13 protein-coding genes are annotated in these 22629 nt (G+C 69.1%); 12 read left to right on the plus strand and 1 reads right to left on the minus strand.

Annotation, left to right across the window (positions count from 1 at the left end; all coding sequences use genetic code 11):
• The first annotated feature begins 366 nt into the window (after positions 1-366).
• The 11 genes from ACTWOL_RS29630 to ACTWOL_RS29680 all read left to right on the plus strand — a co-directional run bounded on the left by ACTWOL_RS29630 (position 367) and on the right by ACTWOL_RS29680 (position 20452).
• Entirely contained in the window at positions 367-582 is a 216-nt protein-coding gene (locus ACTWOL_RS29630) for a hypothetical protein (RefSeq protein ID WP_474299898.1), read from the plus strand.
• Positions 582-2870, plus strand: coding sequence for a heavy metal translocating P-type ATPase (locus ACTWOL_RS29635; protein ID WP_474299899.1), 2289 nt, complete (start codon positions 582-584; stop codon positions 2868-2870). The genes ACTWOL_RS29630 and ACTWOL_RS29635 overlap by 1 nt, the downstream gene beginning before the upstream one ends.
• Entirely contained in the window at positions 2867-3373 is a 507-nt protein-coding gene (locus ACTWOL_RS29640) for a copper chaperone PCu(A)C (protein ID WP_474299900.1), read from the plus strand. The genes ACTWOL_RS29635 and ACTWOL_RS29640 overlap by 4 nt, the downstream gene beginning before the upstream one ends.
• Positions 3374-4286: 913 nt before the next feature.
• Positions 4287-14483 carry a LamG-like jellyroll fold domain-containing protein gene (locus ACTWOL_RS29645; protein ID WP_474299901.1) on the plus strand — a complete coding sequence of 3399 codons (10197 nt, stop codon included), beginning with the start codon at positions 4287-4289 and terminating at the stop codon, positions 14481-14483.
• A 5-nt stretch (positions 14484-14488) separates the two neighbouring features.
• Positions 14489-15010 carry an SMI1/KNR4 family protein gene (locus tag ACTWOL_RS29650; RefSeq protein WP_474299902.1) on the plus strand — a complete coding sequence of 174 codons (522 nt, stop codon included), beginning with the start codon at positions 14489-14491 and terminating at the stop codon, positions 15008-15010.
• A 326-nt stretch (positions 15011-15336) separates the two neighbouring features.
• Complete coding sequence (locus ACTWOL_RS29655; protein WP_474299903.1) at positions 15337-15498, plus strand: hypothetical protein; 162 nt, start codon at positions 15337-15339, stop codon at positions 15496-15498.
• Positions 15499-15784: 286 nt separating this feature from the next.
• The gene (locus ACTWOL_RS29660) at positions 15785-16528 is read left to right on the plus strand and encodes a hypothetical protein (RefSeq protein ID WP_474299904.1); all 744 of its coding nucleotides are present in this window, start codon (positions 15785-15787) and stop codon (positions 16526-16528) included.
• 171 nt (positions 16529-16699) lie between these two features.
• Complete coding sequence (locus tag ACTWOL_RS29665) at positions 16700-17326, plus strand: sigma-70 family RNA polymerase sigma factor (protein ID WP_474299906.1); 627 nt, start codon at positions 16700-16702, stop codon at positions 17324-17326.
• Between the two features lie 167 nt (positions 17327-17493).
• A complete protein-coding gene (locus tag ACTWOL_RS29670; protein WP_474299907.1) occupies positions 17494-18555 on the plus strand; it encodes an ABC transporter substrate-binding protein in 1062 nt (353 codons plus the stop codon).
• A 2-nt stretch (positions 18556-18557) separates the two neighbouring features.
• Positions 18558-19640 (plus strand): FecCD family ABC transporter permease, encoded by a 1083-nt coding sequence (locus ACTWOL_RS29675; protein ID WP_474299908.1) that lies wholly within the window; start codon positions 18558-18560, stop codon positions 19638-19640.
• A complete protein-coding gene (locus ACTWOL_RS29680; protein WP_474299910.1) occupies positions 19637-20452 on the plus strand; it encodes an ABC transporter ATP-binding protein in 816 nt (271 codons plus the stop codon). The genes ACTWOL_RS29675 and ACTWOL_RS29680 overlap by 4 nt, the downstream gene beginning before the upstream one ends.
• A 99-nt stretch (positions 20453-20551) precedes the next feature.
• Here the strand turns inward: ACTWOL_RS29680 and ACTWOL_RS29685 are convergent, their stop codons facing one another.
• The gene (locus tag ACTWOL_RS29685) at positions 20552-20845 is read right to left on the minus strand and encodes a heavy-metal-associated domain-containing protein (RefSeq protein ID WP_474299912.1); all 294 of its coding nucleotides are present in this window, start codon (positions 20843-20845) and stop codon (positions 20552-20554) included.
• 369 nt (positions 20846-21214) lie between these two features.
• Between ACTWOL_RS29685 and ACTWOL_RS29690 the strand changes: the two genes are divergently transcribed.
• Positions 21215-22624, plus strand: coding sequence for an MFS transporter (locus ACTWOL_RS29690; protein ID WP_474299914.1), 1410 nt, complete (start codon positions 21215-21217; stop codon positions 22622-22624).
• The last annotated feature ends 5 nt before the right edge of the window (positions 22625-22629 follow it).

Here is a 22629-nt window from a genome sequence, read left to right on the forward strand (position 1 = left end):
GGGACTGCCCCCGGAATACCCCCTGCGCTGCCCGGCGACGCGTACCGACACGAGTCACAGGGTCACGACATACGGCCGGTGTGCGCCCGTGCCCCTGCTGTCGATGCCATTGCTTCGGCTCCGCGCGGAAAGCCGGGAACTCGCAGCGGCCGAAGGCCGACTTGTAGGAGGGAGGCGCGGCGCCATGCCCTCACCCCAGAATGACCGTTGCCTGTGACGTGCGTCACAATCCCGGCTCGGAACCTTACCCCCCATGGGTACGACATCTGGAGCGTACGGCGAGCCCTGCCGACGCCGTACACAGGCGTTCAGGCCATCCGCACGCGATCAGAGAGACCCCCGGTGATGGACGATTCCCGACGAGCCGTGCCAGGCGCCGCACCGGTGCTCCGCAAGGCGGTGCCGCCATCCGCGCTGTGCGGCTTCCTCCTGCTGCTGGCCGTGGTCTTCACGGCCTCCTACGCCGTCGGGGCCGCCGTCGGTCCCGTGGCGCCCGGTATGCACGCCACACCCTCCGGCGGTGCGGCGGACGACGGAGGGGCGAACGACGGCACCGGCCACGGCCACGGAGGACGCGACTGATGACCACCGGAGCGGAGACCCTCGTCACCACCGATCTGACCGTGGGCGGTATGACCTGTGCGGCCTGTGTACGGCGGGTTGAGAAACGCCTCGGCAAGCTGGACGGTGTCACGGCGGCCGTCAATCTGGCCACCGGCACCGCCCGGGTGAGCCATCCGCCGCGCATCGCACCGGCCGAGCTCGTCGCGGCGGTGGAGGGCGCCGGCTACACGGCCGCACTCCCGGAGCCGCCCAGGAGACAGGAGCGGCAGGAACAACGGGAGCAGCGGGAGGGGCAGGGATCTCGGGGCGGCGACGAAGCCGAGGACATCCGCCGGGACCGCGACCGGCTGCTGGTCACCGCGCTGCTCGCGACGCCTGTGCTCGTGCTGTCGATGGTGCCGGCCTGGCAGTTCCGCAACTGGCAGTGGCTCTGCTTCGCGCTCACCGCGCCGGTGGCCGTGTGGGGGGCTTGGCCGTTTCACGTACGGGCGGTGCGTGGGCTGCGGCACTCTGCCGCCACCATGGACACCTTGGTGTCGCTCGGCGTGGCGGCGTCCTTCTCGTGGTCGGTGTACGCGCTCTTCCTGGGAGGCGCGGGCGAGCCGGGAATGACGATGCCGTTCAGTCTGCTGCCCGCAGCCTCGGACGGCGTCGCGCATGTGTACCTCGAAGCAGTCGTGGGGGTGCCGCTCTTCGTCATGGCGGGCCGGTTCCTCGAGGGGCGGGCCCGGCGCGGAACGGGGGAGGCGCTGCGCTCGCTGGCCCGGATCGCCGCCAAGGAGGTGTCGGTCCGTGACGGCGCCGGCGAACGGCTCGTCCCCATCGAGGAGTTGCGGGTCGGCCAGGTCTTCGTGGTGCGTCCCGGAGAGCGGGTCGCCGCGGACGGCGAGGTGGTCGAGGGCGGCTCCGCCGTGGACCTGTCCCTGATCACGGGGGAGAGTGAACCGACGGAGGTCGCACCGGGATCGCCTGTGGTCGACGGCGCGGTCAACGCCGGCGGCCTGCTGCTGGTGCGCGCCACCGCGGTCGGCACCGACACCCGGCTCGCCCGGATCACCCGACTGGTGACCGACGCCCAGGCCGGGAAGGCCAGGGCGCAGCGGCTGGCCGACTCGGTCTCCGGGGTGTTCGTGCCGGTCGTGCTCGCCCTGGCCGCCACGGCCCTCGGATTCTGGCTCGGCGCGGGCGCCGACCCGCAGGCGGCGATCACCGCGAGTGTGGCCGTCCTGGTCGTGGCCTGTCCCTGCGCACTGGGTCTGGCGACCCCGACCGCACTGATGGCGGCCACCGGCCGAGGGGCCCAGCTGGGCGTCCTCGTGAGCGGCCCTCAGGCGCTGGAGGGGCTGCGGCACGTCGACACCGTCGTGCTGGACAAGACCGGCACGCTCACCACCGGGCACATGACCGTCGCCCGGGTCACGGCCGTCCCGGACGGACTGGGGCGCGCCGCGGTACTGCGGCTGGCGGGCGCGGTCGAGCACGGCTCGGAGCACCCGCTGGGCCGGGCCGTCGTCTCGTACGCCCGCAGGGCGGTGCCCGGACAACCGCTGCCGGACATGACCGGCTTCACCGCCACCGCGGGACGGGGAGTACAGGGGCATGTCGAGGGTCGACTCGTCGAAGTGACCGCGCCCGACGGCGACTTGCCCGAGCCGCTCGCGGACGCGCTGCTGACGGCGGAGACCGCCGCACGGACCCCGGTGCTGGTCCGTGTGAACGGCGTGCCCGAAGCTCTGATCGAGGTCGGCGACGCCATGCGGCCCGGCAGCTACCGGGCGGTGCGGACGCTGCGACGCCTGGGCATCGAGCCGGTGCTGGCCACGGGCGACCGGGAGGCACCCGCGCGGAGCGTCGCCTCGGAACTGGGCATCACCCAGGTGCACGCCCGGTGCGCTCCCGAGGACAAGGCGGCGCTCGTACGGCGGCTGCAGGAGGACGGCCGGCGGGTCGCCGTCGTCGGCGACGGCATCAACGACGCCGCCGCACTGGCCGGCGCCGACCTCGGTATCGCCATGGGCAGCGGCAGCGACGTGGCCATCGGGGCGGCCGATGTGACCCTGGTACGCGGTGACATCGAAGCCCTGGCGGACGCGGTCCGGCTCGCGGGACGCACCCTGGCGACGATCCGGGTCAACCTCGTCTGGGCCTTCGGCTACAACGCCGTGACCGTGCCACTGGCACTGGTGGGGCTGCTCGATCCGATGCTCGCCGCGGTGGCGATGTCGGTGAGTTCCCTCCTGGTGGTGGGCAACAGCCTGCGGCTGCGCGCCTGGCAGCCCGCCCGCGGAGGGAGCGGCCGGCGATGAAATCACGACTGCCCCGCCGGTTCACCGACGCACTGCCGGCCGTACTCGCCCCCCTCGCCGCCTGCGGCATCGCCCTGGGCGGCCTGACCACCTGGGTGGGAACGGGAAACGCGGGCACACCGGCCCGGATCGACGTCGTCACGGGCACGGTGTACCTGCCGTTCGCGGACGACAGGGACACCGCCGCCTACTTCGAGATCGCCAACTCCGGTGGCTCGACGGACCGGTTGACCGGTGCCGTCTCACCGGCTGCCGACGGCGAGATCGCGGTGACCCGCCATCGCACCACCGAAGCGGGCGCCGCGTACCGGGACACGGTGGATGCGGCGACCGTCCCCGCCGGGGGCGCCCTGTCCATGTCGCCCCACGGCGTGAGCCTCACCTTCCGTCCGGGCACGCGGTGGCGGCCCGGTGACCACGTGCCGTTCATACTGCACTTCGAACACGGCGGATCGATCAGGACGGTCGCCGTCGTGGTCACAGCGGGCGCGCCGGGGCGGTGAGACTGGTGCTCCGGTAGTTCATGGCGAACTGCAATCGGAGCACAGACCCACGAGCTCCGGTCCGAGTGGGGTGTAGCGGCCGGAATTGCTGTGCCCGCGGCCAGCGCCCCAGGTCGTCCTGCTGGACGTTTGCTCTGGTGGCCAGTCGCATGTGGCGCCGTTTCCCTGGTTGTGGGCCCATGTCTGAGGTGACACGGCACTGCCATCTGCACACCTTGCTGCGTCCGTCGGCCGCGCTCGCGCGTCCCGTTGCCCTCCGGTAAACGCCGGCATGCAACGTCGTCGTACCGGCATCGGTGACAGACAGGCGCCGATCGGCTGGACCAATGGCCGTGCCCTGGTATCTGGTTGCTGTTGGTGATCGCGGGCACTCCGGTCAGGGCGGACTGGCGTAGCACACCGTGGAACACCCTCTGGAGGCTTCTTGGGTGGCGCCGGGCCACGAGTCTCAGTCAGCCGAGTGCGCCATACATGTCCACTGCAGAGCAAGCGAGTTGACAGGATGTCACCTCAAATCGTGATCATCCTCACATAGAGTGTGAAGAAGTTGCGTTTGATGTGAAGAAATTGTTTAGTTTGCCTCCTCTTGATCAATACTGTGGGGGGCTGGTTCGTGCGCGCCGCGCGTCCTGTTGTCGTAGCCATGGCCTTCGTTGTGGCCACAATCGCCGGAACGGAGTCGGCGGCCCAAGCCGCGGCGACCTGGTCGAGCCGTTCGAGCGTCTCCGAGGCGGGTGAACGGCCCGGTCAACGCCGGGGGTCGGCCGAAGGGCGCAGCCACTCGGCACTACCGGGGCGCACCGACGCTGCGACCTCCGGCGGTCGGGACAGAGCCCTCAGTGCCCCTGGACAGTTGCCAACAGAGCAGGGCACGGCCCGTAGTGTTGACCTCGGAAAGCCGAAGCCGCCCGTCATGGGCAACGCGGAGTCGGTGCCCGCTCCTACGACCCCGAAGCCCAGACCGGGCTTCGACGAGAAGACCAGCAAGGAAGTCCAGACTCAGCGCACAGAGAGCGCCCGCACCTTCCTCAACCAGGACGGTACGTTCACAACCAGGTTCTACAACGAACCTGTGAACTTCCGGCACCCCAAGGGTGACTGGGAGAAGATCGACACGACCCTCGTCAAGCCTGCTGGGCCACGCACCATGAGCCTGGCCGACGGCGGGTGGGAGCCCCGTTCGACCCAGTCGGACATCACGTTTGGTGAGTACGCCGACGCGGCCCCGGTGGCCAGCGTGCAGGTCGGAGAAGGGCTGAGCGTCGGCTATTCGGTTGGCGACGCCACCCACAGCCGGGGGCAGGTTCGGGACAGTGCCCTCACCTTTCCTGGTATTCGCCCCTTCGCAGACCTCGAACTGCGTGCGGGCAACAGCGCGGTGAAGGAAATCTTGGTCCTGAAGGACAAGACTGCACCCGCCGAGTGGCGCTTCCCCCTGATCCTCCAAGGCTTGACCGCGGCGCTGGACAGCGAGGGCGCGGTGGTGTTCACAGACGCCGCAGGCGTGGCACGGGCCCATATGCCGCGCGGTTGGATGGTCGACTCAAAGCTCATTCCGAACGCCAACGAGGCAGCGGTCTCCGACAAGATCACCTATGGCCTTGCCACGGAGAACGGGCGTCAGGTCCTGACCGTGTCCCTGGACAAGCAGTGGCTTGCCGACCCGGAACGGGTCTTCCCCGTGAGGGTCGATCCCTCGGTGACCAGAGTCGGTGCCACCGCCGCCACCTACGTCCAGTCTCCCTACAACACCAACTTCTCCACTGACACAGTGCTGAAGACCGGCACCTACGATGGCGGAAGCCACAAGGCTGCTTCCTTTCTCTACTTCGGTGGCGTCGAATCGTCACTGAAGAACGCATGGGTGCTCAGCGCCAATCTGGCGCTCTACAACACATGGTCCTACTCGTGCAAGGCGCGACCTGTGACAGTGCATCCGATCACGTCGAGCTGGTCGCAGAGTACCCACACCAAATACCCCGGTCCGGCCACCGGTTCTGCGCTTGCCTCCAAGAGCTTCGCGCACGGCTGGCGTCCGCCGAACACCACGGACTGGGCCTGCGGGGCAGCGTGGGAGACGATCGGCCTCGGGTCTCCCGGGCGCCAACTCGTCGATGACTGGACGCATGGCCGAAAGAAGAATTACGGCCTCGCCGTCAAGGCATCCGTCACCGACACGAACGCGTGGAAGCAGTTCGGCTCCGACGACTATCCGAACGGTAAGCCCAGCCTGGACATCACCTGGACCAAGTACGGCGCTACATACGGGCTCGGCACCTTCCTCAGCCCCGTGACGGCCACAACCGAAGGTGCAATGCGGGTCAACGTCACCAACCAAGGACAGCAGACCTGGCCGAAGGGCGGGAACTTCAAGCTTCGATACAACCTCTTCGGTGCGGACGGCAAGGAGATCACCGACTCGTCGAAGATCCGTTGGACGCCAATGCCGGTTGACATCCTCCCCGGACGCAGCGTCAGCCTTGACGCGAAGGTCGCCCCCATGGTGCCGGGGAGCTACACCCTGCAGTGGACCATGGACGACGTCGGGAAATCCCGCTTCACCAGCGAAGGCGTGCCCGGTCCCGCAGTGAGGTTCTCCGCAGTCAACATCCCACCGCAGTTGACCGGCGAATCCCCGGCCAGCGGCGTTGTGCAGAACACACTCACCCCGACCCTGTGGGCCAGCGGGGCAGACCAGGACCGCTATCCGGGCGCGCTGCAATACCAGTTCGAGGTTTGCGAGGTCGAGGGCAAGGACGCCCGTAAGAACTGTCGTACCAACACACGGAGTACAGGTCAGCAGTGGGCCATCCCCGAGGGTTGGCTGAGCTGGGGCAAGACGTACGCGTGGTACTCCTACGTTTACGACGGGGCGGCAACGTCGACCAGGCCAGGACCGGCGCTGTTCACGACCCAGGTGCCGCAGCCGGGGATCTCCAGCCACCTCGGCGGCTCGGATTCCGGTCGTGAATTCGGCGCTCGCGCAGGCAACTACAACACTGCCGCCACAGACGCCGCAATCAGCACGGTCGGCCCGGAACTCGCGGTGACGCGTACCTACAACTCACTTGACACGCGGACCGACGGTGCGTTCGGCGCCGGCTGGACCACCCGCTTGGACATGCGACTCATCCAGGAGCCGCAGACGCGGACCGTCCTGATCACCGGCGCGGATGGATCGCAGGCCCGTTACGGAGAAGATCAGGGCGGCACCTACACCGGTCCGCTCGGGTCCACCGGCCGTCTCGCCCGTGAGGGCAGTGGCTGGGCTCTCAAGGATCGCGCGGGAAACGCTTACCACTTCGGGGCGGGTGGCTACTTGTCCCACATCACTGACGGGGCCGGGCGGCGCCAGACGCTGCGCCGCGCGAATGAGGACGGCAGTGGCCCCCTGGTCAAGGTCGTCGACGACCTGTCGGGTCGCAGCATCTCCTTCACCTGGAAGGACGGCCACATCGCGTCCGCCGCGACGAGCGCGGTCGACGCGGACACATCCGGTCTCACCTGGAACTATCACTACAGTGGCGACCGGCTGGCCAAGGTCTGCCCGCCGTCCTCCACCACGCAGTGCACCAACTACAGCTACCAGGACGGTTCTCCGTACAGGGCGGCTGTGCTGGACTCCAACCCGCTGTCGTACTGGCGTCTGGGCGAGACCGAGGGAGCCGTCGCGCACAGCGAGGCTCCTTCACGCACAGGCTTGAACGAAGCGCTCTATCGCGACGTCACCTTGGGCTCCGATCCCGCCATGGCGGGTACGACCGACGGCTCGGCGACGTTCGAGCGTCCGGAGTCGCTGATCGAACTCCCGGACAGCACGTTGAAGACGTCGACGTTCGTGTCGGTCGAAATGTGGTTCAAGACCACCAAGCCCGGTGTACTCGCATCCCTGCAGGACGCCGAAGCGGGCCAGGAACCCGATCGTTACAGTCCCTACCTGAATGTCGACAGCGCGGGAAAACTGCGTGGCCAGTTCTTCACCACCGAGCACAAGGGCAGCAAGCCCATCGTCTCGACTAAGCCGGTCAACGATGACGCCTGGCACCACGTCGTGCTTACCAGCGCGGCCACCACGCAGACCCTCTACCTCGACGGCGAGAAGGTCGGCAGCCTCACCGGAACAGTCCAGGCTCGCGACAACCAGTCTGCCTACCTCGGTACCGGCTGGGGCAATGAGGGATGGATGGGCGTCTCCGGCGGCACCTACCCTTTCAAGGGCGCGATCGACGACGTAGCCGTCTACGGCCAGGCCCTGGACGCGCACACCGTGGCCGAGCACTACGCCGCACGCCGCGCCACCAGCCTGATGGCCAAGGTCGCCCTGCCCTCGGGCCGCATCCATGCCACGGTTGACTACGATTCGAGGTCGGCCCGCCTGACCCGCACCACCGACGAGAACGGCGGAGTGTGGAACGTCTCCGGTGAGACGTACAGCAGCGGATCGACCAGCTACGCCGACGCGGTACGCGCCTCCGGGCCCGCCGGCTACTGGCGGCTGGGTGAGCGTAGCGGCGGTGTCGCCCGCAGCCAGACCGGAGAGGACACCGACGGCTCGTATACCGGAGGAGTCGATCTGGGACTGCCGGGCGCCTTCGCCGACGGAGACGACACCTCCGCCGGATTCGGCCAGGGAAACTATGCCGAGATCCCCGCAGAGGTCATGCACCAGAGCACCAACCTGGCGGTCGAACTGTGGTTCCGCACCAGCAAACCGGGCGTGCTCATCGGCGATCAGGAAGCGGAGTTGGAAGGAACCACCGCGCCGTCCGGCAGTCGGACGCCCGTGCTGTACGTCGGTTCCGACAACAAATTGCACGGCAAGTTCTATGCGACATCCTCCGTGACGGCTACCTCCCTGGCTTCCACTGAGACGGTTACTGACAACGAGTGGCATCACGCAGTGGTGTCGGCCTCTGGAAGCACCCAGATCCTCTACCTGGATGGCGTCAAGCAGGGAACGCTGAACGGCGTGGTGAACCACCAGGCGAACAAGTACACCTATATCGGAGGCGGGTTCGCCGACGGCCCTTGGCCCGCCTCGCCGGGCGCCGTGAGCTACTTCCCTGGCCAGATCGACGAGGTGGCTGTCTACCCCAAGCCGCTCGACGCCGCCTCGGTGATGAGCCACTACCGCTCGCGCACCGGCCAGATCAGCGGTGACGGAGCACAGTACCGGGGCTCCGTCACCAGCGACAGGCCCGCGGCCTACTGGCGATTCGACGACGCAGCCGGCAGCGCCACTGCCCGCAGTGTGATCGCCGGTGGGGCGAACAACGGCACCTACAGCAAGGTATCGCTGGGCGGAACGGGGGTCTTCGGCACCGGGGACAACCCCGCCGCGACCTTCACATATCCCAGCAGCGTTCGCGTGCCTTATGGTGCCTTGGACGGCGACAGCAGCGTGGCAGTCGAACTGTGGTTCCGCACCACCTCGACCGGGGGCGCCCTGGCAAGCCTGCAGGACGCTGAAATCGGTCAGCAGCCCGCCCAGTTCAGCCCTTACCTGAGCATCGACGGCGCGGGAAAGCTGCGCGGCCAGTTCTTCACGACCGAGTACAAGGGCAGCAAGCCCATCGTGTCCTCCCAGGCCGTCAACGACAACGCCTGGCACCACGCGGCGCTCAGCACCGACGGAAAGACACAGACTCTCTACCTCGACGGGATACCCGTCGGCAGTCTCACCGGCACCGTCCAGATGCGCCCCAATCAGTACGCCTACCTCGGCGCGGGCTGGGGCAGCGATATCTGGATGGGCGTTACCGACCGCCACGCCTACTACCAGGGCGACATGGACGAAGCCGCCTTCTACGATCACCCCCTGACCGCCGAACAGGTCGCCGCGCACTACAGCGCCCGCGAACACAGCACCACTTCGGCACTTACCTCCACCGTCACCGTCACCGACCCGACCGGGGCGGCGTCCAGCACCACCTACGATGCCCTGCGCGGCAAGCGCCGCTTGCGCACCACTGACGCGGAAGGCGGCATCACCACCTACACCTACGACACCGGCGGATTCCCCCACACTGTCACTGACCCCAATGGTCACGCCGTCATCACCGGATACGACACCACGGGCAATCCCGTCTCGCGAACCACATGCCGTGACGCCGACTCGTGCTGGACGTCCTTCGCCACCTACTTCCAGAACGCAGCCGACCCCCTCGACCCGCGGAACGGCAAGGAGCTCACCCAGTCCGACGCCCGCTCCACCAGCAGCAGCGACGAGCGCTACCGCACTACCCACACGTACAACCAACTGGGCCTGCGCACCTCGACCAGGCTCGCGGACGGCCGCACTGCCAGCACCACCCATACGAGCGGCAGCGAACCCGCCATCGACGGCGGGACAGCACCTCCCGGACTCGTTGCCACCCAGACCTCACCCGGCGGTGCCAAAACGGTATACGCCTACTACAGGAACGGGGACCTGGCCCGAATCACGTCACCCTCAGGGCTGATCACTGCTTACGCCTACGACGGGCTGGGTCGCAAGGTGTCCGAGACCCAGGTCTCCGACACTTTCCCCGACGGAGTCACCAACACCTACGCGTACAACGCTCAGTCGAAGGTGACCACCGAGTCCGCCGCGGGCGTCAAGAACGAGATCACCGGCACCACCCACACCGCGCGGATCAGCCGTACCTACGGCGCCGACGGCGAGCTCCTCACCGAGACAGCGGAGGACACCACCGGCGGCGACACCGCGCGCACCACCGTCCACCACTACGACGAGCACGGCCGGCAGGACCGCGTCACCGACGCGGAGGGCCACAGCACTTCCTTCGGATTCGACGGTCACGGCCGGGTGGTCAGCGAGACGGACGCGGCCGGCACCACGAAGGTCCACCGCTACACCTCGCGCGGGCAGCTCGCCGAGACGGTGCTCAAGGACTGGGCCGGTGACCCGTCGGGCGAAAAGCGGGACCTCACCCTGCTCTCCCACGCGTACGACCCGGCCGGCCGCCTCGCCTCCACCACCGACGCGATGGGAGCCACCACTGCGTTCGCCTACTACGACGACGGACTGAAGGCCAACACGACCGCCAGACAGGTCACCCAGGCGGACGGTTCGCGCCGTGACATCGTCGTCGAGGCGGACACCTACGACGGGGCCGGAAACCTGATCCGACAGGTGACCGGCGGCGGCAAGACCGTCACCACGCTCACCGTCGACGCGACCGGACGCCCGACCAGCCGCGTACTCGACCCGGACGGCCTCGCACGCACCGTCGACGTCGTCTACGACGCCGACAACAGGGTCCTCGAGCAGAGGACCGCCGTCGACGGCAGCGGCCGCAAGCTGACCGCCACCGCCGAGTACGACGCCGCCGGAAACCAGGTGCGCGGCACCCTCACCGACGCCGCCGGGACCCCGCGGGTGACGACCAGCACCTACGACAGACGGGGGCTGATGCTCACATCCGTGAGCGCCCGCGGCACCACATCCGGAGCTGATGCGTCCGCTCACACCACCACCTACCGCTACGACGCCCTCGGCCGCCTGGTCGAGACGCAGGCCCCGCCGGTCCAGGCGGAGGAGAACGGCGATCCGGCGAAGTCCGTCCGGCCCACCACCCTCACCGGCTACAACGCCAACGGTGAGGCCAACGCCACCCGCGATCCACGCGGGCAGGTCGTCCGGACCGAGACGGACCGGCTCGGACGCGCCGTCGCGGTGACGCTCCCGGACTACACGCCTCCGGGAGCCGCGAAACCGGTCGAAGCAGTCACCCGCACCGCGTACGACGGTCTGGGCCGCACCACGGCCACGACCGATCCGCTCGGCCGGACCACCCGCTACGGCTACGACCAGTTCGGCAACCTGACGCAGCGCACCGACCCCGCCGCCGGCACCTCCCCGGGCCTTCAGCCCGAGAACCCGCTCAGCCCCCCGGCCACGGACCTGAGCGGAGCCGGTGTCACCCGGTACTCCTGGTCCCCCACCGGGCTGCGGCTGTCGGAGACGGATCCCACCGGTGCGCGCACCGAGTCGACTTATGACGAGCTGGGACGGAAGCTGACCGACACGACGGTCGAGCGGCATCCGCAGCTCCGGAACCTGACGACCCGCTACACCTGGGACGACGCGAACAACCAGACCGTGTCCACCACTCCGGCCGGACGTACCACCACCGCCGCCTACAACCCGGCCGGTGAGCCGCTGACGGTCACCGACCCGGCGGGCGCCGTCACCCGCTTCGGCTACGACGGCCTCGGCCGCCGGACCGAGTCGACCGACGCCACGGGACGCAAGACCACCGTCGCGTACGACGCGCTGGGCAAGCCGACCCGGACTGCCGACTACGGAACGGCCTCCACCCCGCTGCGGTCTCGGAAGAGCGAGTACGACGCGGACGGCAACATGACGGCATCGGAGACGGCCACCGGCGCGCGGACGACCTACACGTTCGACGCCCTGGGCCGGATGACCCGCCTGACCGAACCGGTCAAGGACGGCGTGTCGATCACCACGACCTTCGGCTACGACGTGGCGGGAAACCGCAGCCGTCTCACCGACGGACGCGGCAACACCACCACCTACACCTTCAACACCTGGGGGCTTCCGGAGTCCACCGTCGAGCCGGCGACCACCGCCCACCCCGCGGCGGCCGACCGCACCTGGACCACCGTGTACGACGCCGCGGGCCAGGAGGTCACCGAGCTGCTGCCCGGCGGCGTGAAGCGACAGCGTGCGTATGACGGGCTTGGCCGCCTCGTCAAGGAGACCGGTACGGGAGCCGAGGCCGAAACCCGGAACCGTGTCCTGGAGTACGACCTGGCCGGGCGCCTTACAGCAGCCGACACGGACAACGTCCTCAGCCGGAACACCTACCAGTACAACGACCGCGGTGCTCTGCTGGAGAGCGACGGACCGGCCGGCAAGTCGGCCTACGCGTATGACGACGATGGCAACATGACCTCGCGGTCGGATGCAGCAGGTACCACCTCCTACGGATATGACAGCACGGGCCGCCTCGACTGGACCAATGACCCCGTCACCGGCACCCAGACCTGGACCGACTTCGACGCGGCCGGCCGCATCCGTCAGGAGCAGCACGCCCGCCAGTCCGCAGACGGCCAGAAGTGGTCGGTCGAGGCGAAGCGCATCTACTTCTACGACGCCCTCGGTCGCATAGCCGACGACAAGACCACGAGCGGAGACGAGACGAGGACGCTCACACAGCTGACTTACGGCTACAACGATGACGACCTCCTCACCAGGAAGGAGACCCGAGGCACGGCCGGCGCCGGTGTCCAGGCATACACCTACGACCGTGCAGGCCGCCTGACCTCGTCCTCCGACGGCTCCGTCACCACGCCGTACGAATGGGACGCCGCAGGCAACCGCACCAAGGCGGGCGGCCTTTCGGCCGCCTTCGACGAACGGAACCGCCTGCTGACCCAGGGCTCCGATCGCTACCGCTACTCGGCCCGCGGCACGCTCGCGTCCGTTCACAACGAAGGAACGCCGGACCGAACGCTGGCCTTTGACGCTTTCGAGAGGAAGGCCAAGGACGGTTCTGTCATCTACGCCTATGACTCCCTCGACCGGGTGCTGCGGCGCGGTGATCGCACCTTTAGCTACGACGGTGGCTCGAACGACCTCGTGGGCGACGGAACGTCGCAATACAGCCGTAACCCGGGCGGCTCACTGATCGCCGGAGCCACCGGCGCGCAGAAGCAGCGCCTCATCACCGACCAGCACACCGACGTCGTGGCCGGTATCGCCGGCGACGGCAGCCAGGTCACGGGCTCAACCGCCTACGACCCCTTCGGCCGACCCACCGCTCGGACCGGCATCACACCGTCCCTCGGGTACCAGTCCGGCTACACCGACCCCGCCAGCGGTGACGTCAACATGGCGGCCCGCTGGTACGAGCCGAGCGGCGGGGGCTTCTCGTCGCGGGACACCTGGCTGCTCGACCCGGGCCCCTCGTCCCGCGGCAACCGCTACCTCTACGGCGGCGGCAGCCCACTCATTTGGACCGATCGGACCGGTCACGATTGGGACTTCTGGCACACCGTCCTGACCTTGGCGCACCCGACTCCGGCAAATGTGTTCTGGACCGTCTTCTGGGGCGGTAGCGACAGCATCGGCGACGGCACCTGCACCGGCAGATACGGCATGGACTGTTTCACCTACAACCAGAGGCAAAAGAACAAGAATCCGTGCGTCGGTGTCTCGTACTGCTACACCAGTGGTGGCGGCAGCTCCTCCGGCTACCGCCCCTCCCCGCCGGGCAGACGACCCGTCCAGACCTGGCACGGAGGCGGTGGTGGCCGTGGCAACCGCTGCGCGGAGAGTTGCAACGTGAAGCCGAACAGGCCTCCGAGGCCGCCGATTGACCAGAACCCGAACAACGGACTCAATCCCCTTCCTGCTCCGACGCGGCCGCCAGCAATTGCCGAGTGGGCGTCAGGCGCGTGGACGGTGGCCACGGGCGTCACAGCGACCATCACTGCTCAAGCCATGCTGGACTTGGTGGCGATCTCCGTCTTCGTGCCGCAAGTGCTCGAGGACCCTTTCCTGAACGAGGCGCGCGATAGCGGCGGTGATTCACGGGATCCGGAGAATTGCGACGATCAAGCCGGTGAGAACGGGGTCGGCAACATTGTCTACCTCCCCCGGGAGCGGTTCAGGCCCGGTAGAGAAGGCTGCCGTGCCACCGGAATCGTCGCTGACTTCGCGAGTCCAGATGACATGCTGGACGGCACCAAGACTGCCTGGAAGGCCGACTGCGAGAGTGGTCAGGTGACCCCGCCGGACTACTGGACACTACCCGAAGGTCGAGGGCGGGCCCGAGGACACCTTGCAGGCTGCCAGTTCGGTGGGTCCGGTACCGACTTGCGGAATCTCGTACCCTTGCATCGTGCGGCGAACAGTCCTGCCATGAGTACGATTGAGAACAGGATCGCCGGACAGATCCGACAGGGTCAGTCGGTTCATTACGAGGTCACTCCCGTGTATCCGGGCAGACCGACCGGGGTTCCTAGCGTGATTCACATCACCGCTGTCGGAAACAAGGGTATGGATGTGGACTGTCACATCGAGAATAAGGCGACCGCAGAGTCGGCCATTTGCTCCTCCGAAACCTACGAGAGGTGAGGCGCGTGTCCGCTGAGTTTTCGAAGGCCCTCGGTGGTCGGCAGCGTTTTAGACCAGCTAGTGCAGAGTCATGGGTCTCTGTGGAGGAATGGGTGGGATGTTCGCTACCGGAGGATTACAAGGAGCTCGTCAACGGGTACGGTGATGCCGTCCTCTTGGGGCATCTGTTCATACCTCACCCCGAAGGGAACGATCCGCTTCTGCGATTCATGGAGGAAGAGCGCCGAGACTTCCACGCCGCTTTCGAGGAGCTGCGAAAGGAGTCGGCAACCGTGGACGCGGCCTGGGGCAGAGTGCTTCCGTGGGCCTATCACGACTGGAATGGTGATGTATGCCTGTTGGTCCCGGCTCCTGCCGGAGACGAGTGGTTGGTCGGTGTTGCGTTTCGGCAGTGTCCGGAGATTCGACTGTACGACTGTGGTGTGGCCCTCTTCGTAGAGCGTCTTTTCAGTGACGGGGGACTCCCCCGAGGCTGGCCGAGGCGGTCACCGGCGTGGCGGTCCATCGAAGGAAGCCCGCTCATCTGACGCTGTCGTCCGATCACTCCAAGGTCAGCTTGGCCCAAGTGGACCAGGGACCCTTGCAATACGTGGTATGTGATCAAGCGAGAAGGTTATGCAGGCGCTCGCCCGGAGTCCCCGGCCGAGTGTTCTGCATTATCGGCCGTTGGGCTTGGCTGCGGCGTCCAGGTGTTCTCGGATGTGTCAGGTCGTTGCTTCAAGGCATGTGCTGCCCAGCTCGCCGCTCGCGGTCTCGTTCTGTTGGGAGTACGAGGTGAGGGGACAATGCGATGGAGGGGAAGCGGTAGCCACGCTGCGGCGGTTGCTTCTCCCTGACGATGGCGCGGACGAGGGTGTCGACTGGGGCAACCTGTCCGCTGAGTGACGAGACGTTGTGGAACGCGGGCGGCGGGTGGTTCCTGCACTGGCGTGCGGAAGAACGCCTTCTGGACGAAGGCATCGACCTGTGGACGGGCGAGGCCGATCCGTACGCGGGTGTGCGGTTCGACGACTGATGGCCAGCCTGCACGCTCCGTTCCCGACCGGGCCCTGGTCGGAGGGCGGAGCTGTTGCTCTCCGTCAGGGAGTCGACCGTGCCCCGTTCGGTGCTGCACACGTATGTTCCCGGCACGGCGGTCTGCCCAGGAGCCGGTTCCCCGTGGTACTTGTCGCAGTGGACGCTCCGCCAGTTCCCGTCCCCCTGCCGTGGTTTGGATCACATGGCACGGCTTGAGTGGGTGGCCGGGGCCGGTCACGTACCCATGTAAGACGACGATCGTCAGGATGCGAGGATGAGGCACCATGACTGCTGGGTGGTGTTCTCGCACGGTACGTGCCGCGGTGTTCGCGGCCGTGTGCGTGACGCTCGCCGCCCTGGGGCACGTCATGATGTCGGGGCAGTCCGTGCCGTGGTGGACGCTCGCCGCCGGACTCGGTGCGACCGGCGGGCTGGGCTGGTGTCTGGCAGGCCGTGAGCGGGGACGGACCGCGGTCGTGGGCGTGGTGGTCGCCGCTCAGACGGCACTGCACTCGGCGTTCTCCCTCGCACAGTCCGGGTCGTCATCGGCCGCCGGCCCGGCACCGTTCACGATGAGGCCAGCCGACGAGGGGCAGCACCACGTGGTCTCCGCCGGCACGAGCCCGGTGCACGCGCACGCGCACGCCGTGGACGGTGTGCCGGTGGGGCACATGCACATCGGGCAGCCGGGCGCGGGCCATCTGGACTCCGTGGACCACATGAGTGCCATGGGCCACACGGACATCACGGCCGGCGACTCGGCGTCACTGGGAATGCTCGCCGCCCACCTGCTGGCAGCGCTGCTCACCGGCCTCTGGCTCGCCTACGGCGAGCGCGCCGCGTTCCGTATCCTCCGGGCGGTCGCAAGTCGGCTGACCGCCCCGCTCAGGCTCCTGCTCGCCCTGCCGGCACCGCCGCACCGTCCGCGTCTGCGCGGCCGGCGCCGCACGTCCCATAGGGCGCGGCCCCTTCCTCTGGTCTACGCGATCGTCTCCCGCGGTCCGCCTGTGGGGTCCGCTGTCGCCTGACGACAGCCGGAATCCCGAGGCGGCCCAAGTGCCCCTCGGGCAACGGCCGTACGCCCGCACCCGGGGAACTACACCCGTGCGGCGCCGTGCGGCCGGACCCCCACACACCGGGCGCGGACCGTACGGCCCCGGCCGAGGTCCCGGTCCCGGACGACCCGAGAGGGACACCAGGTGATCTCTACTGCCCTGTCCGCATCATGGGACTCGACGGAGACGGTGACGCCGGCCGACGAGTCGATCACCTCCTGGGCGCTCGCCGCCCGTGGCGGTGACGCCGATGCCGTGGAGCGCTTCGTGCGTGCTCTGCACCGCGACGTCCTGCGCTATGTCGCCCATCTGTGCGGCGACCCCCAGTCCGCCGACGACCTCGCTCAGGACACGTTCCTGCGTGCGCTCGGCAGTCTGCACCGTTTCGAGGGACGCTCGTCGGCCCGCGCGTGGCTCCTGTCCATCGCCCGCCGTGCGGTGATCGACAGCTATCGGTACGCGGCCAGCAGGCCCAGGCTGCACGACGTACCGGACTGGCAGCTGGCCGTCGAACTCGCTCAGCCGTGCGACCTGCCCGGCTTCGACGAGGGCGTCGCGCTGCTCGAACTGCTCGCCGCCCTGCCCCGGGAGCGCAAGGAGGCGTTCGTCCTCACCCAGATGCTGGGGCTGCCCTACGCGGAGGCGGCCGAGCTGAGCGACTGCCCGATCGGCACGGTGCGCTCCCGAGTGGCCCGCGCCCGGGCGACGCTGATGGAGTTGCTCACCGAGGCTGAGGAGCCCGCCGCGCCGGCGCCCGCGCTCGCGGCCTGACGCGGCCGGGTGCCGGTGCGTACCGCGTGCACGCGCCGGCACCCGGCCGCCAACTTTGGTCCGGGCGCGCGGTACCGGGTTCCGGGAACTCACCTGGCATCCGGCCCGACCAGTGCTGTGACCGGGTGACGACGTCTTGTCCCCATGCCAAGGATCTGGAGAGTTTCATGCGTTCTCGTGTGTGGTGCGGTACGGCGGCCGCGTTGCTCGGCCTCCTCGCGGCGGGCTGCGGCGGCGGGAAGGGCACCGAGGACAAGGGTTCGGACACGTCCGCCGCCGGTGGTTCCCTGGTGACCGTCACCGACTGCATGGGCGCCGAGACCACCTTCGCCGCCGCTCCGAAGAAGATCGTCACCAGCAATGCCTCCAGCTTGGAACTCCTGCTCCGGCTGGGAGCGGGGGACAAGGTGATCGGCACCGGCTTCCCGCCCGGCAAGGGGGCACTGCCCGGGGAACTGGACGCGCAGGCGCAGAAGGTACCGGTGCTCGGCAAGACCGTCATACCCAAGGAGAAGCTCCTCGGCTCCGGCGCCGACCTGTACATCGACACCTTCGCCGCCATGGGGAACATGGGCGGCGGGATGGGCGACGCGCCGACCGAGGAGGAGTTCGAGGCGGCCGGAATCAAGCACATCTTCCTCAAGTCCACGGCGTGCGCGTCGAAGGGCAAGGGACCGCTGACGGACCTGTCGGCGGTCGAGGGTGACATCACCGCCCTCGGGGCCGTCACCGGTACGAGCGCGAAGGCGAAGGAGCTCGTCGCCGGTATGAAGCAGAAGGTGGACGGCGTGCGCAAGGCGGTCGGGGGAACGCCGGAATCGGCCCGCCCTACGTACTTCTTCTTCGACTTCGACGCGGGTACCAAGCAGCCCGTCGCCGTGTGCAACCGCCAGATCGCCCACGCGGTGATCACCCTGGCCGGAGCCCGCAACGCGTTCGCGGACTGCGACGGTGACTTCAAGCCGGTGAGCTGGGAGGACGTGGTGTCCAAGAACCCGGACTGGATCCAGCTCGGGGTGCGCAACCGGGGCGGTGACGCCGCCGACGAGAAGGCGTTCGACGAGGCCCGGCGGTGGCTGCAGGACAACCCCGCCACCAAGGGCCTCAAGGCCGTGAAGGAGGGCCGGTTCCTGCGCATCGGCTCCGAGCGCACCACCATCGCGGGCGTCGAGAACGCCGCCGTGGTCGAGGAGATCGCCAGGACCGTCCACCCCGGGAAGGTCAAGTAGCCGTGCCGGCCACGCTGTCCACGTCCCGCCGCGAGACCGCCGGCGCCCCGGACGAGGCAAGGAGTGTGCCCGCCGGGGTACTCGCGATCGTTCTCGGCGTTGCGCTGGTCGCGGCGTTGACGGCGGCGGTCTCCTGGGGTTCCACGGCCATCCCGCCCGCCGAAGTGTGGAGTGTTGTGGGCAGACGCCTGACCGGTGAGGCACCGAGGCCCGGCACGAACGACCTGATCGTCTGGCAGCTGAGGGTGCCCCGGGCCCTGCTCGCCGCGCTCGTCGGTGCGGGCCTCGGACTCGTGGGGACCGCGGTGCAGGCCCTCGTCCGCAACCCGCTGGCCGACCCCTATCTGCTGGGCATCTCCAACGGGGCTTCGCTCGGCGCCGTCACCGCGATCGTGCTCGGCGCCGGTGCGGGCGGTGCGCTCGGGCTCGGGCTGTCGGGCGCCGCGTTTCTCGGCGCGCTGGGCACCTTCGCGCTGGTGTGGGCGGTGGCGAGGCGGGGAGGTGGGTTCGCGCCGCTGAGGCTGGTCCTCGCGGGGGTGGCGATCGGACAGTTCCTGTCCGGTTTCACCAGCTACCTGGTGCTCCAGGCAGGTGACGAGCAGCAGACCCACAGCGTGCTGTTCTGGCTCATGGGCAGCCTGAACGGGGCGAGTTGGCCGGTGCTCGCGGTGCCCGCCGTCGCCGTCCCCGCAGCCCTGCTGTGGCTCCAGGCGCGCGGCCGCGGCCTCAACGCGCTGCTGATGGGGGACGAGACAGCGGCCGGACTCGGCGTCGACGTCACCCGGCTGCGCCGCGAGCTGTTCACGGTGACCAGTGTGCTGACCGGCGTACTCGTCGCCGTCTCCGGCGCGATCGCCTTCGTCGCCCTGATGGTGCCGCACGTCTGCCGGCTGGTCGTCGGCGGTGACCACCGGCGTCTGCTGCCGGTCTCGGCACTGTTCGGCGCGCTGCTGATGGTGGTGGTGGACATCGTGTGCCGGACGGCGATGGACACCCAGGAACTGCCGGTGGGCGTGGTCACCTCGCTGATCGGGGCGCCTGCCCTGCTGTATCTGCTGGACCGACGCCTGGGGAGCGGCAGTTGAGGATCGACATCGAGGATCTGCATGTCGCGTACGCGGGCCGTACGGTGGTCTCCGGAGCCCGTCTGATCGCCGCGGAGGGCGAGATCACCGGCCTGGTCGGTCCGAACGGCAGTGGCAAGTCCACGCTCCTGCGCACCGTCTACCGGCATCTGCGTCCCGTCGCGGGCAGGGTGCTGCTCGCCGGCACGGACATCCGGGAGCTGAGCCCCGCCCGTTCGGCCCGTCATGTCGCGGCGCTGCCGCAGGAGCGGGGCAGCGACTTCGAGCTGACGGTGCGGGAGGTGGTGGCCATGGGACGCACCCCGTACAAGCGGGCGTTCGCCGGGGACGACGCAGCGGACCGGGACATCGTGGCACGGGCCCTGGCGGATGTCGGGATGGACGCGGCAGCCGGACGGCGCTTCACGGCACTGTCGGGGGGTGAGCGCCAACGGGTGCTGCTGGCCCGTGCGTTCGCCCAGAACCCGGACGTACTGGTGCTGGACGAGCCCACCAACCATCTGGACGTACGGCACCAGGTGGAGCTGCTCGCCCTGCTCCGGGCGCAGCGCCGGACGACCCTGGTGTCGCTGCACGATCTCAACGCGGCCGCCTCCGTGTGTGACCGGTTGCACGTCCTGCACGCCGGAACGGTGGTCGCCTCCGGGCCGCCGCGTGAGGTGATCACACCCGATCTGATGGCGGACGTGTTCGGTGTCCGCGCGGCCGTGGTCGAGCACCCCCTCACCGGTGATCCGCTGATCGCCTTCGACCACCGGGCTCCCGCAGACGGTCTGCCTGCCCCGGCACTGGAGACGAACCCCGCGGGCTGACGACAGCGGACGACGGGGGAGGGGCGGGACGTTCCACCGTTCTGCCCCACCCCCGTCAGGGGATCCGGCCCTGCTGTGCCGTGGGGGCGGCCGAGGGGATCAGGCGGGCACCGGATCGGTGACGCCGTAGCCGGCCTCGACGATCGCGGCGCGCAGCTCCGCGTCGTCGAGGTCCGTACCGTGGACGGTCACGGTGCCGGAGGCGAGGACGACCACGACCTGGCTCACACCGGCCACTTCGCGGACCTCCTCGGTGATGCTCGCCACGCAGTGTCCGCAGCTCATACCGGTGACGTTGTAGTGCTTCTCGAAGGTTTCGGAGTTCTCAGAGTCCTCCGAGTGCTCAGAGTTCTCGGGGATCTCGGGGTTCTCGGAGTAGGGCTTCTCGGTCATGGGACCACTCCTCGCTGCTCTTCGGCGGTGCACGCTCGCACCGGCGTACGCGTGGACGGGGGCGGATGTTCAGGTGGCTCCGCTGGGGAGCGAAGCCACGGCGACGCAGTCGCACCATCCGCACCGTCCGAGTGCTGGTGTCACTTCAGCCGTCGGACGACGGGGCGCCGGAGTTCCCGCGACCACGTGTGACGCGTGATCGCGTGTGATGCGCGACCACGTGTGACGCGTGAAATTGCACTGTCGCATCGCAACCTCCCCTCGCCTGGCCCCAGTTCCCGGAACCGGCCGGGAACTCATCCCGTGGCGCCGCCGACATGTGGGACGAGGCTGCCGTCCGGCAGCCGTCCGACGGCGAAGGGCGGAAAGGTGACCCACCACAGCCAGGGATCGGCGGAGCCCGGTCACATACCCGCCGGCGGGGACCGCTGGCTCCTCGTGGCCGTGGCGGGACTGCTGTCGTTCGTGGCGATGCTCGACATGAACATCGTCAACGTCGCACTGGCCGGGATCTCCCGGGACCTTCATGTGTCCGCCGCCACGATCCAGTGGGTCGTGCTCGGCTATCAGCTTCCCGTTGTGGCCCTGCTGCTGCCCGTGGGCCGATGGCTGGACGGGGCGGGACCGCGGTCCGCGGTGCTCGCGGCGACCGCCGGCTTCGCCCTGTGCAGCGCCCTCGCCGCGGCCGCGCCCTGGGCGGGCCTGCTCATCGCCGCCCGGCTGGCCCAGGGGGTCTTCGGGGCGGTGCTGTTCGTCCTCATGCCCGTACTGGCCATCGGCGCGGTGCGGCCGCAGTTGCGGGGCCGGGCGATGAGCGTGCCCGCCACCCTGGGGCCGCTCGGAGCGGTGACCGGCCCCGCGGTCGGCGGCCTGCTGCTGGACCAGTTCGGCTGGCGGGCGGTCTTCCTGGTCAAGATTCCCTTCTGTCTCCTCGCGCTGCTCGTGGCGTGGAAGGCGATGCCGGGCGACCGCGGGCTCCGGCTGCCCGGTGTGAGAGCGCTGCGCGACGCCTCGCTGGTCGCCGCAGGCGTAACGGTTCTGCTTGTGGCGCTCACCCTCGCGGCCGGCGACTCCGTATGGCTGGCGCTGGGCCTGGCGGCCGTACTGCCGCTGTGGCTCTGGCTCCGGGGGCAGGGCGGCGGCCCCGTGACCGCGGTGCTGCGTGTACCGGGACTGCCGGGGGCGCACGGTGCCGTACTGGCCCTGGCGACGGGCTTCGCCGCGATGCACTACATCGTCGCCCTCACCCTGCAGCGCGACAACGGTGTGAGCGCCACGGCCACCGGACTGACCGTGCTCGCCTTCCCGCTCGGCATGGGCCTCGCCGGACCGCTCGGTGGACGACTCGCCGACCGGTACGGAGCCCGGCGCGTCGCGGCCACCGGCGCTTTCATCACCTCTGCGGGCCTGCTTCTGCTGATCCCGCTCGCGGGCGGCTGGTCGCCCGGAGACACGGCCTGGCGCCTGGCGCTCGCCGGCGTCGGCATGGGTCTGGGCGGCGGCCCCACCCAGGCCCTGGTGATGGGGGCGGCCCCAGCGGACCGGACCGCGACCGTCGGTTCGACGGTCCAGCTCGCCCGCAGTCTCGGCTTCACGCTCGGCCCCGCCCTCGCCACCGCCGTCTGGGGCCTGGCCGGACCCGCTCACGGCGCACGGGCGGGGCTGGTACTGGCAGCCACCGCCGCCTGTCTCGCCGTACCCCTGCTGGCTCTGCCCCCGCGTCGCACGGCCGAAGTGCCCGCGACGACGACCGACGCGGCCCCGGCCGCCCCACACTGACCGAG

The sequence above is a fragment of the Micromonospora sp. IBHARD003 genome (assembly GCF_056106285.1).

Coding starts and splice junctions, on each gene's coding strand:
- ACTWOL_RS29670 (WP_474299907.1), top strand. CDS start 17,494: ATGCGTTCTCGTGTGTGGTGCGGTACGGCGGCCGCGTTGCTCGGCCTC.
- ACTWOL_RS29660 (WP_474299904.1), top strand. CDS start 15,785: ATGACTGCTGGGTGGTGTTCTCGCACGGTACGTGCCGCGGTGTTCGCG.
- ACTWOL_RS29635 (WP_474299899.1), top strand. CDS start 582: ATGACCACCGGAGCGGAGACCCTCGTCACCACCGATCTGACCGTGGGC.
- ACTWOL_RS29640 (WP_474299900.1), top strand. CDS start 2,867: ATGAAATCACGACTGCCCCGCCGGTTCACCGACGCACTGCCGGCCGTA.
- ACTWOL_RS29685 (WP_474299912.1), bottom strand. CDS start 20,845: ATGACCGAGAAGCCCTACTCCGAGAACCCCGAGATCCCCGAGAACTCT.
- ACTWOL_RS29645 (WP_474299901.1), top strand. CDS start 4,287: ATGGGCAACGCGGAGTCGGTGCCCGCTCCTACGACCCCGAAGCCCAGA.